This window comes from Microbacterium oxydans, from assembly GCF_900095745.1.
GTDB lineage: Bacteria > Actinomycetota > Actinomycetes > Actinomycetales > Microbacteriaceae > Microbacterium > Microbacterium oxydans_B.
On record NZ_FMIR01000018.1, the window covers coordinates 117227 to 133989 of the forward strand.

Genomic DNA, 16763 nt, shown 5'->3' on the forward strand with positions numbered 1-16763 from the left:
GGAACGGCCCGGATCGACATCGTCGGCAGAAGTCTTCGAGATTTCTTTTGCCGTCGCGCATGGGTCCGTCGTCGAGCCGGATCCGGCGCGACGGAGAACGGGGTATCAGCGACGCGGCGGGGCTGCGACCGCGGTCGCGATCACGGAGGCGAGGGCGTCGAGCGAGCGCTGCGGGCTCCAGGCAGCGGCGACCGTCGGCGCCTCAGCGCTCAGCGCGGCGAGTCGATCGGGGTCGGTCAGCAAGGAACGGACCGCGTCTCCCAGCGCCTCGATGTCGCCGTCCGGGACCAGCACTCCCCCGCCGACGCCGAGGACGTCGCGGATGCCGTAGCGCACGTCGTACGACACCACGGGCGTGCCGTGGAGGAGCGATTCGACCACACCGAGCGGCTGCCCCTCGAACGCCGTCGACGTGACGAGGAGCGATGCGCGATCGAGGACGGTGCCGGGGGTCTGCGTGTAACCGGCGAGGACGACACGGTCCCCCGCCGCGAGTTCCTCGATCAGCGCCTGCAGTCGTCCCTGCTCGGGGCCACCACCCCAGATCTCCATCCGGGTGCCCGGCACGTCGGCCGCGAGGAACGCGCGGATCGCCTGGTCGACGCGCTTCCCGGGTGCGAGGCGTCCGAGCATGATCACGAGGCCGTCCTCGCGCAGGTCGTCGCGGGCCTCCACCGGAGCGATGGGATTCGGCACCACGACGTGCGACGCCGCGTCCCCGAACCGGGCCACCACATCGTCGCGCTGGGTGACGGTCGGCCAGATCACGGCGTCGAACCGGTCGGCCAGGCGGAACCACCGGGTCCAGAGCGTGTTCATGGTCGCGTCCGGCGTGTACGGCGCCTCGACGTGCATGGTGTGAATGGTGTGGACGATGCGCACGCGCGGATCCGCCCAGTCCGCGATGAGCTCGCCCAATTGGCGGGACTCGCAGATCACGACGATGCGACGGTCACCGAACGCGGCCGTCACGTGGTCGAGCCACGCGCGGTAGAGACCGCGGAAGCCGTGCAGCGCTCCGGAGACCTCGCCCGCGCCGTCGTAGACCAGTACCGGCTCCTCCGTGAGATGCCAATCCGGGTTGCCCGGGATCACCGGGAGCGCCGCGAACGGTCGGCCCTCGGCATCCGTCAGCACGCGGTACTCGACGTCGGGATCGGGGGTCACCGCGGCGTCGGCGGCAGCGCGCAGCCAGCCTGCCGCTCCGCCATCCGGCTGCACTGCCTCGTCGAAGAGGTTGCGCATCCGCGACGCGTCGAGAAGCGAGCCCTGCTCGACGAACGTCCCGCGGTGCGCAGCATGGTCCGCCGCGGTACCCGGGTCGAACGTGAGCAGCTGCGGGCCGGAGCCGTCGGCGACACCTGCGCCCGCCAGCTGACGGGCGCGCGCGAGCGTCGCGATCGTGTACCCGCCGTCCAGGCCCGGGATCAGCCGGCTGGACAGCACCAGGTACTCGGCGTCGGGCAGAGCCGGCGCCGCATCGGGGAGCATGGTGCTCCCTACTCCCACTCGATCGTCCCCGGCGGCTTCGACGTGACGTCGAGCACGACGCGGTTGACGTCGCGCACCCCGTTCGTGATGCGGTTCGAGATCTTCGACAGCACGTCGTAGGGCAGGCGCGTCCAGTCGGCCGTCATGGCGTCTTCACTCGACACGGGCCGCAGCACGATCGGGTGACCGTAGGTGCGACCGTCGCCCTGCACGCCCACCGAGCGCACGTCGGCGAGCAGCACGACGGGGCACTGCCAGATCTCCTGGTCGAGACCCGCCTTCGTCAGCTCTTCGCGGGCGATGGCATCGGCCTCACGCAGAATCTCGAGACGGTCAGCGGTGACCTCACCGATGATCCGGATGCCGAGACCGGGCCCCGGAAACGGCTGACGCCCGACGATGGCCTCGGGGATGCCGAGCTCGCGACCGATCGCGCGCACCTCGTCCTTGAACAGGGCGCGCAGCGGCTCGATCAGCTCGAAGTCGAGGTCGTCGGGCAGGCCGCCCACGTTGTGGTGCGACTTGATGTTCGCGGTTCCCGCACCACCGCCGGACTCCACCACGTCGGGGTAGAGCGTGCCCTGTACGAGGAACTTCACCGGAGCGCCACCGGAGGCCTTGGCCTCGGCGACGAGGTCGAGCTGCACCTTCTCGAACGCACGGATGAACTCGCGGCCGATGATCTTGCGCTTCTCCTCGGGGTCGGTCACACCCTCGAGGTGACCGAGGAAGGTGTCTGCCGCGTCGACCGTGATCAGGCGCACGCCCGTGGACTCGACGTAGTCGTTCTCGACCTGCTCGCGCTCACCCTTGCGGAGGAGGCCGTGGTCGACGAAGACGGCGGTCAGCTGGTCGCCGATCGCCTTGTGCACGAGCGCCGTGGAGACCGCGGAGTCGACGCCGCCGGAGAGAGCGGAGATGACGCGGGCGTCGCCCACCTGCTCGCGGATGCGCTCGATCTGCTCGGCGATCACGTTGCCGCTGTTCCAGTCGGACGCGAGACCCGCGCCCTTGTGCAGGAAGTTCTCGATCACGCGCTGGCCGTGGTCGGAATGCTTGACCTCGGGGTGCCACTGCACGCCGTAGAAGCCGCGCTCCTCGTTCGAGAACGCCGCGACCTTGGTCGCCTCGGTCGTGGCGAGCACGTCGAAGCCCTCGGGTGCCTTGGCGACCTGGTCACCGTGGCTCATCCACACGTTCTGCTCCGCCGGCTGACCGCCGAGCAGCGTGCCGCCGTCGCCGGAGATCGCGGCATCCGTCGCGCCGTACTCGCGCAGTCCGGTGTGCGCGACCTCGCCGCCGAGCGTCTGGGCCATGTACTGGAAGCCGTAGCAGATGCCGAGCGTCGGGACGCCGAGGTCGAAGACCGCCGGGTCGAGCTTCGGCGCGCCCTCCTCGTACACGGACGAGGGCCCGCCGGAGAGGATGATCGCGACGGGGTTCTTGGCGGCGATCTCTTCGGCCGTGGCGGTGTGCGGCACGATCTCGCTGTACACGCCCGCTTCGCGGACTCGACGGGCGATCAGCTGCGCGTACTGCGCGCCGAAGTCGACGACGAGCGCAGGACGCTGCTGGGTCTCGGACTGTTCGGTCAACGGACACCTTCCGGGGCGGGGGTGGAGGCCTCGGCGGCCTCTCGGGTGGCGAGATAGGTCTTGACCTCACGGGCGACGACCGCCTCCATGAAGAACGACAGCAGCGGGATGACGCCACCGAGCGCGAGGAGGATGAAGCGCGGGAAGCGCCAGCGCATCAGGCTCCACATGCGGAAGCACGCGAAGAGGTAGACGACGTAGAACCAGCCGTGCGCGACCAGGATGAACAGCGAGAGGTTGAACCCGTCGCCCAGCGAGGTCATCTCGCAGGAGTTGGTCATCGGGGCGAACAGCGACCACCACTGGCAGTCGGGTCCGGCGAGCACGCCGGCGAACCACAGCGGTCCTCCGGAGCCTCCCAGGAAGAGCTCGAGGTGGATCGGCGTGTACTTCAGCACCATCTCGGTCAGCAGCAGGAGCAGCATGACTCCTGTGATGATCGACGCGATCTGGTAGAACTTCAGCGCACCGCGGATCGCCGGAAAGCTGGCGACTTTCGGTTCGGGCATGCGTCCAGTCTAGCCGCCGGGATTCGCCGCTCGATCCCGCGCGACCGGCCTCACGACGCCGGGGGCCGCGCGATCAGGAGCTCGGCGTCGCCGCTGATCTCGATCCTGCCGGCGGCGGCCGGGATGAGGACTGCGGCGCCGGTCGGCAGCAGCTCGCCACGGAGGTCGACGGTGCCGTCGGAGACGATCACGATCGCGAACCCGGGTTCGATGACCGACGGTCCGTGCACCGGACGCCGCTCGAGTCGGAAGTACCGATCCGCCGCGCGCGGGAAGACCGAACCTGACCGCGGCGCCGGATGCACGAGGGCGGCGAGCTCCGCCGGGCTTCGCGCGGCGGTCGTGACGGCGGCGAGTGCGAGCTCGAAGCCCAGCCCGAGGTGCCCCTCGCCGGGGCCGTCGATGGCGAAGCCGTCCCACTCCAGCAGGATCGACAGGTCCTCCGGCTGCTGCAGTTCGAGCAGCAGCACCCCGGCACCGATCGCGTGGAGCTCACCCGGTGGCACCCAGACGACATCGCCGGGGCGGACCTCGACCTCGTGCAGCAGGCCGAGGAGCGCCGCCACGTCCTGGCGCGAGACCAGGTCTGCGAGCGCCTCGACCGTCGTCTCCTCGCGTAACCCGACGTGCACGGTCCCTCCCTCGAGGATGTACCAGGCCTCCGCCTTGCCATGCGCGCGGCCGAGATGCGAAGCGGCGAAATCGTCGTGCGGGTGCGCGTGCACGGGAAGCCGCTGTCCCGCGTCGAGGAGCTTCACCAGCAGACGCGTGTCCGCTCCCCACCGCTCGGCATGCACGGACCCGAGCCACGACACGGGATCCTCGGCGATCGCATCGCGCAGGACCCTCCCGTCCGGGAGCGTCGTCAGCCCGAGCACCTGCTCGCCGCGGATCGTCGTGGTCGATCCGACCCAGTCCTCGGGCTCACGCGGTGCGGACTCGCGCTCCCCGCGGAAGGCAGAGATGCGGGCACCGCCGCGGTAGAAGCGTTCGGCCGGACGGTTCGACGCGAGCCGGATCGGTTTCACGGGTACTCTCCGTCCTGGGCATGGGCGGCGAGGAACCCGCCCACGAAGGTGTCACCGAGGCCGATCGTGGTCGGGTGTTCGACCTCGAGGGCGAATGCCGGGACGCCGACGGCATCCGGCACGGCCGCCGTGACGGCAGCGACGAGGGTGGCTCCCTTCCCGTGCCGGGGCATCCGGGCCGTCTCGGCTGCCTGCGCCGCCGTGAATCCGTCACCGAGCCGATAGCGGGTGGCCGCCACGCGCACGGCGCTCTCCAGCGCGGCGCGGTGGCGGTCGGCCTCGGCTCCGATGGCGAGCGCCCAGTACCGCGTATGCACGACCAGCGCGGGGACGGGAATGATCCGACGGACGTCGGCCAGGGCGCGGATCACGTCTGCCGGATCGAGCAGGTCTACCGGCCGCCCGACGTACTCCTGCAGTTCGTCCTCGTTCATGCCGTACACGTCGATGCCGGGGAGCAGCCGGATGCGTACCGTCTCCGCGAAGGCGCGCGTGTAGAAGCCGGCGTCCTCGTAGTAGACCAGCGCATCCTCGGGCAGCCGGAGCAACGCCTCCTGGAGCTGCTCCAGGCGCTGCTCGAGCAGGGCATGGTCCTGCATGGTGTTGAAGCCGGAGACGAGGAGCACGGAGGCGGTGGCCAGCGTCTCCCCCAGCTCGGCCGCGAGCCGCATCTCACGGTTCGGCGGATCGTTGGCGAAGATCAGCCGATTGGGTCCCGGCGAGAAGACATCGCCGGCATGAAGTCGTATGCGTGCACCGGCCGGATACTGCACGATCAGGTGCGGATCCAGGGTGTCCTGCGTCGCCGAGCACACGAAGGACACCCCGGGAGGCAGCAGCCGGCGCACGTTGTCGTCGATGCTCACCAGATGCTGGATGCTCGGGATTCCGAGGCTGTCCAGAACGAGCCCCGCCCGCACGCCGGTGCCACCCAGGGTCACCGCGTACTCGAAGTGCGAGGAGAACGCCTCGATCACGTCGGATGATGCGACGAAGCGCTCCGCGCCCGTACCGGCGTCGACGAGGGCGAGGACGGCGACCAGGAGCGATCGCTCGTCGACGATGGGCGCCGTCGAGGTCAGCTCCTGCCGCCGCACATGGTGCGCGGCGGCCAGCCGTTCGAGTACGGCGGCATCCCACCGCAGTTCGTAGTCGACCGTTCCCCCGAGCCCGAGTACGAGCCGCCTGTCCTCGCCAGCGCTCATCCGCCGATCGCCCTCCCCTTCGAGATCTGCCGTCCGGTCAGTACAGGTCGGCCTTGCCGTCTGCGCCGAACAGCTCGATCTTCTCAGCCGCCGTGGCCTTCAGTGCGGCCATCGGCTCGGGCTGGATCGCGTTCGGCTCGCGCAGGCGCTCGTCGGTGCCGAGGATCTCGCGCATGCGGTTGTGGTACGAGACCTTGATGTCGCTGGAGATGTTGATCTTGTTGATACCGAGCTCGACCGCGCGGCGCAGCTCGGAGTCGGGGTTCGCCGATCCGCCGTGCAGCACCAGGGGGATGCCGACCGCGGCCTTGATCTCCTGCAGGAGGTCGTGACGGAGCTCCGGGTTCTTCTCTGCCGGGTACAGCCCGTGCGAGGTGCCGATCGCGATGGCGAGGCTGTCGACGCCGGTCTCCGCGACGAAACGCACGGCGTCTGCCGGGTTCGTGTAGATGATCTCGGCGGCGCCCGACTCGCCGTAGCTGTCGTTGGCGCCGATCGTGCCGAGCTCGCCCTCGACCTGGATGCCGACCGCGTGGGCGGCATCGACGACCTTTCGAGTGAGGGCGACGTTTTCGTCGAACGGCAGCAGGGAGGCGTCGATCATGACCGAGGTGAAGCCCGCCTTGATCGCGGTGATCATCTGCTCGTAGCTGCCGCCGTGGTCCCAGTGGATGGCGACGGGGACGCTCGAACGGTGCGCACGGGAGTGCATCGCGGCGATCAGGTCGGTGGTGATGTGCGAGACCTCGTCGGGGTGGATCGCGATGATGACCGGGGCGGCCTTCTCCTCGCTGATGTCCATGACGCCGTTGAACATCGCCCAGTCGCTGATGTTGAACGCGGGGATCGCGAAGTTGTTCGCGTTCGCGACATCGAGGATGGATTTGCCGGTGTAGAGCACTTGTATCTCCTGTTTCGTGGTGGTCGGAGCCCCGGACGGGACGTCGTTCAGCTCTTCACGGACCCGGCCGTGAGGCCGCTGATGAAGTACCGCTGGAAGAAGAGGAAGAGGATGAGCACGGGGATCGACCCGAGCACGCTCATGGCCATGATCTGGTTCCACTCGTAGGAGTGCTGGCCCATGAGGAGCTGGATGCCGATCGGCACGGTGCGCATGTCGATCGTGCGCGTGAGCGTCAGCGCGAACAGGTACTCGTTCCACGCGATCATGAAGGTGTAGATGCCGACCGAGACGATGCCGGGCACCGAGATCGGCACCAGGATGCGCCAGAGGGCCGTCATGGATCCGGCACCGTCGACCCGCACGGCCTCGTCGAGCTCCTTCGGGAGCGTGTTGAAGTAGCCGGTCATCATGATGATCGCGTAGGGCAGGGTGAACACCATGTAGGTGAGGATCAGCCCCGCGTACGAGTTGTAGAGGCCCAGCCCGACCATGAGCCCGAAGTACGGGATGAGCAGGGTGATCGGCGGCACCGCCTGCACGCTCACGATCACCACGTTCAGGATCCGCTTGCCCCGGAACTCGAAACGGCTGAACGCATAGGCGGCCTGGATCGCGACGATCAGCGTGAGCACGGTGACGGAGCCGGCCACGATGTAGCTGTTCAGGAAGAACCGCATCGTCTCGGCATTCGTGAAGATCGCGACGTAGGCGTCGAACGAGAACGTGTCGGTCAGCAGCCGCGGCGGCAGTTCGAAGATCTGCGTGTTCGACTTGAACGAGCTGGACAGCATCCACAGCACGGGCCCCGCGGCGAAGACCGCACCGATGAGGAGTCCGATCATGAGGCCGGTCTTGCCGACCCGACGCTGGTTCCGGGCGGTGAGAGCCATGGTCAGTCCCTCGCTTTCTGATGACGGACGTAGAACACGGCGAGCACCATCGACATCAGCAGCACGAGCACGGCAGAGGTCGACGCGAGCGAGAAGTCGTATTTGGCGAAAGCGAGCTTGTAGGTGAAGGTGCTGAGCACCTCGGTGACGTCGATCGGGCCGCCACCGGTGGTCATCCAGATGAGGGCGAACTGCTGCGAGGTCCAGATCAGGTCGAGCAGCACCAGGCTCACGATGATCGGACGCAGCTGCGGGATCGTCACGTTCCAGAAGCGCTGCGTGGCGCTCGCACCGTCGACGGTGGCCGCCTCGTGGAGTTCGGCGGGAACGCCCTGGAGCCCGGCGAGCAGGCTCACCATGAAGAAGGGATACCCCGCCCAGATGTTGATGAAGATGATCGTGCCCAGAGCGAGCTGGGGCGAGGCCAACCACTCGATGTCGGTGTTGAGCAGGAAGTTGACCACGCCGTTCGGGGCGAGCAGCATGCGCCAGAGGACCGCGATGACCGCGACCGTGAACAGCCACGGCAGCACGTAGAGGGCCCGGAAGAGCGACCGCGAGAACCGGCCGAGGATCGGGCTGTTCAGCATCATCGCGAAGGCGAGGCCGAGAACGAGGTGGGCGGCGACGCTCGTCACCGTGAAGAGGATGGTGTTGCCCGTCGCCTTCCAGAAGCGCGGGTCGGACAGGATCTCGACGTAGTTCGCGATGCCGACGAACTCGGGCGACTTGTTCAGGATCACGTTGTCCTGGAACGAATAGCCGATCACCATGACGATCGGCACGATCATCAGCACGAACAGCAGGATGACCGTCGGCGAGAGGAAGGCGTACGACTCGCCGGTCTTGCGCAGCTGCCGTCGGCGCCGCGAGAGTGCGACTCCGGTGACGATCACCTCGGTGTCGTCGGTTGTTCTGAGACTCATGGGAACTCGAGCTCCTTGGTTGGTCGGGTGCCGCATCGCGATCGCGATGCGGCACCCCGTTCAGGCGGGGAGGCGGGAGGTCAGAACTCCGCTTCCCACGAGGCCTGCGCCTTCTTGAGCGCGTCGGGGATCGACTGCTGCCCGTCGAGCGCGGCCTGGAGCTGCTCACCGAACTGGCGCATGAGGTCTTCGGCGACCGGGAGGCCCGTGAACTCGTTCGCCGGGTAGCCGGCCTGGTAGATGTCGAACGCCGTCTTGAAGAGCTCGTCGTCGTTCACGAAGTCCGGGACCGACTTCGAGTTTCCGGGGAAGGCCTTGGCCATCGTGGACAGCTCGGAGTTCGTCTGCTCGCTCATCAGGAACGACACCAGCTTGAACGCCGCTTCCTTGTGCTCGGAGTTCTCGGCGACGCCGATGCCCCAGGAGGCGTAGGGAATGCCGCGTTCGCCGTCGTAGCCGTCCTCGGCGGGGATCGCCGAGATCGAGAACTTCAGATCGGGGTTCGTCTCGCGGATCAGGTTGATGTGCGCGAGCGAGTCGATCATCATGCCGGCGCGGCCGTTGGTGAACTCCTCGACCTTGTCCTGCTCCTTCATGGTGAAGGAGCCCGAGGCGATGACGCCGTCGTCCCACAGCCCGCCGATGTACTCGACTGCGGAGGTCACGTCGTCGTTCGTGAGGTCGGGCTGACCGTCTTTGAGCATCGAGCCCCCGGATGCCCAGACCCACGACATGACGTCGTTCTGCACGCCGTTCGGCGATTCGAGGGACAGCGGGAGCACCCAGCCCGAAACATCGCCGCCGAGCGCCGACACCTTGGCCGCCGCATCCGCGAATTCGGTGCGGGTCTGAGGGGGCGCGCTCACCCCAGCCTGGGAGAGCAGGTCGTCGTTCGTGAACATCGGGTAGACGAAGTTCACGACGGGGATCATGTAGGTGCTGCCGTCGACCTGGATCTGGCTGGCCAGCTCGCTGTCGTCGTAGTCGTACTCCTTCATGAGCGCGCTCAGATCGGCGATGACGCCCTGAGAGGCGAAGTCGTTCACCCACGCGCCGTCGAGTCCGACCACGTCGGGCATGGTGCCGGATGCCGCACCGGCGAAGAGCTGCTCCTTGGTGGACGCGTACGGGCCGCTCACCAGGTCGACGGTGATGTCGGGGTTCGCCTCCTCGAACTCGTCGATGAGTGCGCGGAACTCGCCGTCGGGCAGTTCCGGCTCCCACCACTGCGCGAATTCGATGGTGACCTTCCCGTCACCGCCGCTGTCGCCATCCGAGCCGGGCGTGCAACCCGCCAGGGCCAGAAGGGTAACCGCCGCGGTTCCGGCGCCGACGATCATTCGGGTTCGTCGCTGCCCTCTTCCGACTGTGCTCATCACTTCTCCTCGTTGAGATCGTGCCGCATCACGCGCTTCAATGCTTGTTCATGCGGTTTTGAGCCATGTTATGCCGTCTCATGCCGATTCGTCAAGCGCATTCTTCACACTTTCGGACCCGCACCCCCGGCTTTCTGCGACATAACCGGACGCCCCCGGGTTTCGTCGACATGCCGTTTTCTGCACGAGTATGCCGCGTTGCCTCTGTTCCTGTGCTAGATATGGGTGCATGAATGCTTCAGCGACCGGACAGCGACGCCGTCTCCCCGCCGGACGGAAAGCCGACCTCGCCACCTACGTCGAGCAGACCGGTCAGGTGACCGTGAGCGATCTGGCGGAGCACTTCGCCGTGTCGATCGACACGATCCGCCGAGATCTCGACCAACTCGATCGAGAGGGAGTCCTGATCCGCACGCATGGCGGAGCGGTCAGCGCAGCCAGCGGCCAGCTCAAGGACCGCGCCCTCGACGTGCGCCTGCGCATGCAGACGGAGGAGAAGGAGCGCATCGCGCGCATCGCCGCCGGTCTCGTCGAAGACGGCTCCGTCGTGATGCTCAACGCCGGGACGACGACGCTCGCCGTCGCTCGTGCGCTGCGCAATCATCACGATCTGACGATCGCCACGAACAACCTGCGCATCCCCGGCGAACTGTCACCGTCGGTCTTCCGCGACCTGTACGTCTTCGGCGGGGCGGTGCGGTCGATCACGCAGGCCACGACGGGCCCCGTGACCTTCACGATGACCCCGGGCGGCCCGGAGGTCGACATCCGCTGCGACCTCGCCCTGATCGCTGTGGGTGCGGTCGACGAGGCCGGATACTCGACGTCGAACCTCGGCGACGCCGCCATGATGTCGGAGATGATCCAGCGCGCCGAGCGCACGGCCATCCTCGCGGACTCCACCAAGCTCGGGCGTCGGTTCTTCGCCCAGATCGCGCTGCTCGAGCGCGCGGACTACCTGATCACAGACGCTCCCCCTCCGCCGCGCATCGCCGCTGCCCTCGCGCAGGCCGACGTCCAGGTACTCACGCCGTAGGGCCAGACGCCTGTTCGCGCCCGCGGGGTACGCGCCTCGAACTCCGAAGCCGTGCGGGGGCGGAGGCAGGCCGCGCGACGGCGACGACGAAGGCCGCCAGGATTGCTCCCGGCGGCCTCCGCCTGTGTCATCCGACTAGCGGATCAGAACCGCTCTTCCCCGATCAGAACCACCGGGTGAGCAGTTCCCAGAGCCAGTCGAGGATCGCGCCGATGATGCCGCCGGCGCGGTTGACGGTGACCGTGGCGGTCGCCGCGTCCCCGTCGGCCTGAGAAGCGGCGACGGTGTACTTGCCCGACGGCGCGCTCTTCGGCACGGTGACCTGGGTGCTGAACGTACCGTCAGCCCCCACCTGGACCGTGCCGACCTGGACGGGCTTGCCCTTCTTCGGACGCAGCTCGATGTTCACCGTCTCACCGGGCACGTATCCTTCACCGGTCACCTTGAGGTTCTTGCCCGCCGTCACCTTGGACGACCCGAGGGCGATCGTGCCGGCGAACTCCTCCTCACCGGCGATCGTGAACGGCACCTGCACCGTCGTCCCGGTTCCGGCGACCGCGACAGTGAGCGACTGCTCGCCGAAGACGCCCGAGGGAACAGTGAAGGTGAGGCTGGCGCGCCCACCCTCATCGGTGGTGTCGACGACTGCGGGGTCGACGGCTCCGGTGGCGAGCACCGTGTCGCCCAGCGAGAGCGTCACATCGCCCGGCGCCGGCTCGCCCGCGCTGAAGGCCAGCGAGGAGAGCGACACCGTCACCTGGTCGCCGGCGCTGTAGCCGTCGGCATCCGCCGCGCTGACGGCGACACCGACCGCGCGCTGAGCCTGGTCGGGGCTCGCGGTCTTGTTCGCGTCGAACCAGTCGACCATCGACTGCAGGTCGATCTTGCCGGTGTCGCGCTTGCCCGCGCCCTCCTTGAAGGTGAAGAAGTTGTCTCCACCCGCAGCGAGGAACGAGTTGGCGGCGACCGTGTAGTTCGCTGCCGGGTCGACCGGCGTGCCGTTGAGCGTGATCGACGTGATCCGCGAGCCCTGCGCCGCGGTGGGGTCGTAGGTGTAGACCAGCCCCTCCGAGACTCCGAGCTTCAGGAACGGACGCGCCGAACCCGCCGGTTGCCACTGCTCCTCGAGCACGCCCTTCAGCTGCGTGCCGGTGAGCGTCAGCGTCACCAGCGTGTTGGCGAACGGCTGTACCGTCGCCGCCTCGCGATAGGTGACGTTGCCGTTCGGGTCGTTCGCGTTGGACGAGGCGTAGGTGAGGTTCGCGCGGATGCCCCCAGGGTTCATGAGTGCCAGGTCGGCGCCCGTGGACCACTGCTGCACATCGGCGACGAAGTTGCCGATGGTGGACTCGCCACCGCGGTTCTCCGTCTTGCCGTCGCTCTGGCGTGCGCGGTTGAAGTCGGCCGTGATGTCGCCGACCTTGATCGCGCCCAGCACGTCGGCCTCGGCCTTGGCCTGGTCGACGATCGCCTGCACCGCGGGCACCGCCGGGTACAGCGGCTTGCCGGCAGCGGTGAGGGGCTTGATCTCGTTGGTGATCGAGATCAAGTCCTTCGTCTTCGGGTCGACCTTGATGTTCATCAGGCCCAGGTTCTCGCCGTACTGCCCCGCCGAGACGACCGGGCGGCCGTCGATCACGTGGTTGTACGCGAGGTGGGTGTGTGCCGACACGATCGCGTCCACGTCGTCGTCGACACCGTAGACGATCTCGCCAAGGGGCGAATCCGGGGTGATGCTCGACAGCTCGACGCTGGAGGCGCCCTCGTGCACGAGCAGGATGACGACATCCGCCTCACCGTTGGACTCGTCACCGTCGCGCAGATCGTCGGCCACCGCATTCACGGAGTCGGCGATGCTGCGGACCTCGAGGTCCTTGATGCCCTCGGGCGAGACGAGCGAGTCGAGGTCTTCGGTGACGGCACCGACGAAGCCGACCTTCACGCCGTCGAGCTCCTTCACCCAGGCCGGTGCGAGCGCAGGCTCGCCGGTCTCGGTGACGAACACGTTCGACGAGATGTACTCCCAGTCCGCACGTTCCTGCACGCGGTCGCGCAGGTCTTCCCAGCCCTGGTCGAACTCGTGGTTGCCCGCAGCGCTGACATCGAGACCGGCCGCGTTCAGCGCGTCGATCGTCGGGTTGTCATCGTTGATGAACGAGGTGAACGTCGAAGCCCCGATCAGGTCGCCGGCACCGGCGAAGATCGTGTTCGGGTTCTCGTCGCGGAACTGCTTCACGGCTCCCGCGAGGACGGCGGCACCGGCGGCAGCACCGTCGGCCTCGATCCGTCCATGGAAGTCGTTGACCGTGACGACGTCGATGCTCACCGGCGGGATCTCCGAGGAGACGCCGACGATGATCGGGTCATGGTCGCTGGACCGGTAGGGCGTGCCCTCGTCGGTGGCGCCGTACGCGTAGCCGCGGTCGCTCCACTCCGGCGAGTTGATGCCCCACACGCCTGCGCCCGTGATCGACGAGGCGAGCGACGGCGACGCGATCACGTGGTCGAGCGAACCGAGCTCGCCGTCGAACGTGTACGTGTACTGGCCATCGGTCTTGTCGGCGACGAGGTCGCTCCACCCGTTCGACGTGAACACGTTGATCGGGTCTTCCTTGCCGTAGGCGTTGAAGTCGCCGATCAGCAGCATGTCACTGCTGCCGGTGGTCTCCTCGAGGTCGGCAGTGAAGGCGAGGATCGCATTCGCCTGCTTCACGCGGTCGGCGTTGAAGAAGCCCTGGCCGTCGGCCGGCTCCGCGCCCGCCCCCTCGGGCGGCGACTTCGACTTCAGGTGATTCGCCACCACAGTGACGACGCGACCGTCGATGTCGAACGCCTGCGCGATCGGCTCGCGGGCGTTGCCCCACACGGTCTCGTCGGTGACGGTCGCGCTGTCGCCCACCGTCTCGACGGCGTCTTTCTTGTAGATGATCGCGTTGGTGATGAAGTCGGTCGTCGCCGCATCGTTCAGCGCTGCGGGCGTGGGAACGTAGCCCCACACATCGCTGCCGGCGTCGGCGTTGAGGCCCGCGACCAGGTCTTTGAGGGCCGTGTCGACGGGCTTTCCGAGCTTGACCGAGTTCTCGATCTCCATGAGCGAGACGATCTCGGCGTCGAGTCCGTTGATCGCCGCGACGATCTTGGACTTCTGGATCGCGAACTGCGCCGCGTTCGCGGCCCCGCGGGCGTTCGAGTTCTCGCTCTTGAGCGTCGTGAAGTAGTTGTAGACGTTGAAGGACGCGACCTGGACGTCGCCGCCCACCTCGGGCGCGGATGCGGTGCGCGGGTTCGTCGCCTCGAAGCCGACCTTGAGGTCGGCGGACGAGGAGTCGTCGATCGGCACGACGGGCTGCAGACGCCAGTCGTTGAAGCCCCACTGCAGCACGTAGCCGTTGTCGCCGAAGTCGACCGTGTCGCCGTTGCGGACGACGGCATCCTTCGTGAAGTACGGCTGCTCGCCCGGGTGCCCACTGTTCGACACCTGGATGGACCAGCCGTCGTCGAGCAGGATGCGGTTGGCGCGGTTGGCTGCGGCGATCGCCGCGGCCTCGTCGCCCGGACGCGTGGTCTCGGTGCTCTTCACCGCGAGGTCGGCTCCGGCGTTCAGCCACAGCGAGCCGAAGTTGAACAGCTGGTGGCTGGACGCGAGGCGGTAACTGCCCTCGGGAGCCACGTACATGTTCTCGTACTGCTCGCGGTCGGCACCCTGCACCGTGGCGGGCAGGGGCGTGACGGCGGGAACGCCGACACCCGCGGTGAGCACCTCGACGTCGGCGGCCGCAGCGGGGTTGAGCTGCGTCTGGCCGAAGTACTCGCTCACGGAACCGGTGACCGAGACGAGGTCGCCGATCTCGAGGCTCGGAGCCAGTGCGTTCAGGAAGACGAACACGCCGTCGGAGGCACCGGGCGTCGCGTCCGTCGCACCGCCGGAGCCCTGCGTCTGGATGACGATGCCCTTGTAGCCGCCGGTGCGGTAGTCGGCGGTGACGACGCCCTCGACCTGCACGGTCTTGCCGCTCAGCGGAGACACGTCGGTCGTGCCCTGCACCTCGGCGATCGTCGCCTTGGTCGGCTCGCCGCCCGGGTCCGTGCCCGGGTCGGTGTCGCCGGAGCTCTGCGGGGTGATGGTGGCCGAGAGCGTGAAGTCGGCGCTGTTGTCGTCGGTGTCGACACCGTCGGTGCGATTCAGCGACTTCACGTCGGTGTTGCCGGCGGGCGGGGTGGCCGCCTTCGTCTCGAACGTGTTCGAGGTGCCGTAGCCGAGCAGGTCGACCACGCCGTCGACGCCCACGGCCGAACCCGGGGTGAGTGTCACGGCGGCCGTACCCTCGACCAGCGCCAGCGTTCCGGTGGTGCCGCTCGGGGTCAAGGTGCTGACCACGTCGGGAGCGGGCAGCTCCGCACCGTTCGCGCCGTTGCTGTTGCCCTGCACGAGGTAGTGACCGCCGGCCGGGATCACGCCGGTGAGCGCGGCGACGCCGTTGGCGGCGCCCGTGCCGGTGCCGGACCGGTACTGCAGCGACATGCCGTCGAGGGTGATCGGCGCCGAGGTCGGGTTGTAGAGCTCGACGAACTTGTTCTTGAACGCCGCCCCTGCGCTGCCGCCGGAGAGGTACGCCTCGTTGATCACCACCCCCGTGCCGGTGGTGTCGGCTGTGGCGGGCACAGCGGCCAGCGAGCCGAGGCTCAGCGCGGCGACGCAGGTCACGGCGAGAGCGCCGATGCGCCCCCGACTTCTACGGTGCGAGACGGAACCCATGCGGTTCTCGTCGTCTGGAGCGGACATCATCGGTGCTGTCTCCTCGGTCGGGTTCGACACTTCTCAGGACTGACGCTGCACACAGGGGAAACTCCCAGCATGCTCACATGGTGCGAGCATACGTAGCGGTCCGGACATCCTCAACGGAGTTTTCCGATTCGACATCCAGCGCTCACCGGATGGCCTCGACGACCCCTGACGAAGGTCGCTATCGGGAGGCGGCGGCACGCAATTGCGCACCGAATCGCGCGCGGATGCGCGGATCGATCAGACGGTTTCCGCGGCCGCCGCGTCTTCGAACTCTTCGACCTCGCGCTCCCAGGCGTCTTTCGCGAGGCGATACCAGAGGTAGAACGCGAACCCGGCGAAGATCGCCCATTCCACGGCGTAGAAGACGTTGAGCCAGTTCACCGGCGACATCTCCTCGGGGGCCGGCGACGAGATGTCGACCAGCCCGGCCGACGCGGTGGTCGAAGCCAGGTAGGGGCGGTAGACGTCGAGCTGCTCGATGTCGTGCCAGCGGCTGAGAAGCGCGGCGGGCGACATCCTGTCCAGCTGTGCGGGATCGGAGTGCGGGGGGACCTTGGGGCCCTCGTCCGAGATGATGCGCCCGGTGATATCGACAGGAGAGCCGTCGGCACCCGCCTCGAGTTCCTCCACCGCCGCGTCGGCGGTGGACCGATCCGGCGCCCATCCGATCGCGACCGCGATGGAGGTGCGCTCGTCGACGCGCAGCTGACCGGTGACCCAGTAGCCTTCGACGTCGTCGTTGAACCGGCTCGACACGACGATGAAGTCCTCGGGAACCCACGCACCGGAGGTCTCCACCCGCTGTCCCACCAGGGGCTCCGGGAGGTATTGCGCCGGCTCGAGGACGTCAGTGAGCTGCTGCACCTGCTCGGTCGCGCCGGGGTCCGGCGGATCGGTCTCGATCGCGCGCTCGAGCTGCCACTGGCCGAGCCAGGCGAACACACCGGCGACGAGGAGGCAGAGCAGCAGCATGCCGATCCAGCGTCCCCGGAGCATGACCTCACGAAGGGTCGGGGG

At 67.9% G+C, this 16763-nt stretch carries 12 protein-coding genes; 1 reads left to right on the forward strand and 11 read right to left on the reverse strand.

Annotated elements, in window-relative coordinates; all coding sequences use genetic code 11:
- Positions 1-105: 105 nt before the first annotated feature.
- The 9 genes from BQ2383_RS13265 to BQ2383_RS13305 all read right to left on the reverse strand — a co-directional run bounded on the left by BQ2383_RS13265 (position 106) and on the right by BQ2383_RS13305 (position 9924).
- Positions 106-1491, reverse strand: a complete 1386-nt coding sequence (locus BQ2383_RS13265) for a glycosyltransferase (protein ID WP_091034918.1) — start codon at positions 1489-1491, stop codon at positions 106-108.
- A gap of 8 nt (positions 1492-1499) precedes the next feature.
- On the reverse strand, positions 1500-3086 hold the full coding sequence (gene guaA / locus BQ2383_RS13270; RefSeq protein WP_091034920.1) for a glutamine-hydrolyzing GMP synthase: 1587 nt from the start codon (positions 3084-3086) through the stop codon (positions 1500-1502).
- Positions 3083-3595 carry a DUF3817 domain-containing protein gene (locus BQ2383_RS13275; RefSeq protein ID WP_029262271.1) on the reverse strand — a complete coding sequence of 171 codons (513 nt, stop codon included), beginning with the start codon at positions 3593-3595 and terminating at the stop codon, positions 3083-3085. Before BQ2383_RS13275 ends, guaA begins: the two co-directional genes overlap by 4 nt.
- 50 nt (positions 3596-3645) lie before the next feature.
- Positions 3646-4623 (reverse strand): class I mannose-6-phosphate isomerase, encoded by a 978-nt coding sequence (locus BQ2383_RS13280; protein ID WP_091034922.1) that lies wholly within the window; start codon positions 4621-4623, stop codon positions 3646-3648.
- A complete protein-coding gene (locus BQ2383_RS13285) occupies positions 4620-5828 on the reverse strand; it encodes an ADP-dependent glucokinase/phosphofructokinase (protein ID WP_091034925.1) in 1209 nt (402 codons plus the stop codon). The genes BQ2383_RS13280 and BQ2383_RS13285 overlap by 4 nt, the downstream gene beginning before the upstream one ends.
- Positions 5829-5865: 37 nt before the next feature.
- Positions 5866-6729 (reverse strand): ketose-bisphosphate aldolase, encoded by an 864-nt coding sequence (locus BQ2383_RS13290; RefSeq protein WP_091034927.1) that lies wholly within the window; start codon positions 6727-6729, stop codon positions 5866-5868.
- A gap of 47 nt (positions 6730-6776) precedes the next feature.
- Positions 6777-7622 (reverse strand): carbohydrate ABC transporter permease, encoded by an 846-nt coding sequence (locus BQ2383_RS13295; RefSeq protein WP_091034929.1) that lies wholly within the window; start codon positions 7620-7622, stop codon positions 6777-6779.
- Positions 7623-7624: 2 nt separating this feature from the next.
- Entirely contained in the window at positions 7625-8548 is a 924-nt protein-coding gene (locus BQ2383_RS13300) for a carbohydrate ABC transporter permease (RefSeq protein WP_091034931.1), read from the reverse strand.
- An 80-nt stretch (positions 8549-8628) separates the two neighbouring features.
- A complete protein-coding gene (locus tag BQ2383_RS13305; protein ID WP_091034933.1) occupies positions 8629-9924 on the reverse strand; it encodes an ABC transporter substrate-binding protein in 1296 nt (431 codons plus the stop codon).
- 229 nt (positions 9925-10153) lie between these two features.
- On the opposite strand from BQ2383_RS13305, the gene BQ2383_RS13310 reads away from it, so the two are divergent.
- Complete coding sequence (locus tag BQ2383_RS13310; RefSeq protein WP_091034936.1) at positions 10154-10960, forward strand: DeoR/GlpR family DNA-binding transcription regulator; 807 nt, start codon at positions 10154-10156, stop codon at positions 10958-10960.
- 163 nt (positions 10961-11123) lie between these two features.
- Here the strand turns inward: BQ2383_RS13310 and BQ2383_RS13315 are convergent, their stop codons facing one another.
- Positions 11124-15746, reverse strand: a complete 4623-nt coding sequence (locus tag BQ2383_RS13315) for an ExeM/NucH family extracellular endonuclease (protein ID WP_091034938.1) — start codon at positions 15744-15746, stop codon at positions 11124-11126.
- 237 nt (positions 15747-15983) lie between these two features.
- Positions 15984-16742 carry an SURF1 family protein gene (locus tag BQ2383_RS13320; protein WP_208617678.1) on the reverse strand — a complete coding sequence of 253 codons (759 nt, stop codon included), beginning with the start codon at positions 16740-16742 and terminating at the stop codon, positions 15984-15986.
- Positions 16743-16763: the final 21 nt, after the last annotated feature.

Excerpts from the sequence above, each read along its gene's own strand:
- BQ2383_RS13320 (WP_208617678.1), bottom strand. The coding sequence starts at position 16,742 with ATGCTCCGGGGACGCTGGATCGGCATGCTGCTGCTCTGCCTCCTCGTC.
- BQ2383_RS13275 (WP_029262271.1), bottom strand. The coding sequence starts at position 3,595 with ATGCCCGAACCGAAAGTCGCCAGCTTTCCGGCGATCCGCGGTGCGCTG.
- BQ2383_RS13285 (WP_091034925.1), bottom strand. The coding sequence starts at position 5,828 with ATGAGCGCTGGCGAGGACAGGCGGCTCGTACTCGGGCTCGGGGGAACG.
- BQ2383_RS13295 (WP_091034929.1), bottom strand. The coding sequence starts at position 7,622 with ATGGCTCTCACCGCCCGGAACCAGCGTCGGGTCGGCAAGACCGGCCTC.
- BQ2383_RS13305 (WP_091034933.1), bottom strand. The coding sequence starts at position 9,924 with ATGAGCACAGTCGGAAGAGGGCAGCGACGAACCCGAATGATCGTCGGC.
- BQ2383_RS13310 (WP_091034936.1), top strand. The coding sequence starts at position 10,154 with ATGAATGCTTCAGCGACCGGACAGCGACGCCGTCTCCCCGCCGGACGG.
- BQ2383_RS13300 (WP_091034931.1), bottom strand. The coding sequence starts at position 8,548 with ATGAGTCTCAGAACAACCGACGACACCGAGGTGATCGTCACCGGAGTC.
- BQ2383_RS13315 (WP_091034938.1), bottom strand. The coding sequence starts at position 15,746 with ATGATGTCCGCTCCAGACGACGAGAACCGCATGGGTTCCGTCTCGCAC.
- BQ2383_RS13265 (WP_091034918.1), bottom strand. The coding sequence starts at position 1,491 with ATGCTCCCCGATGCGGCGCCGGCTCTGCCCGACGCCGAGTACCTGGTG.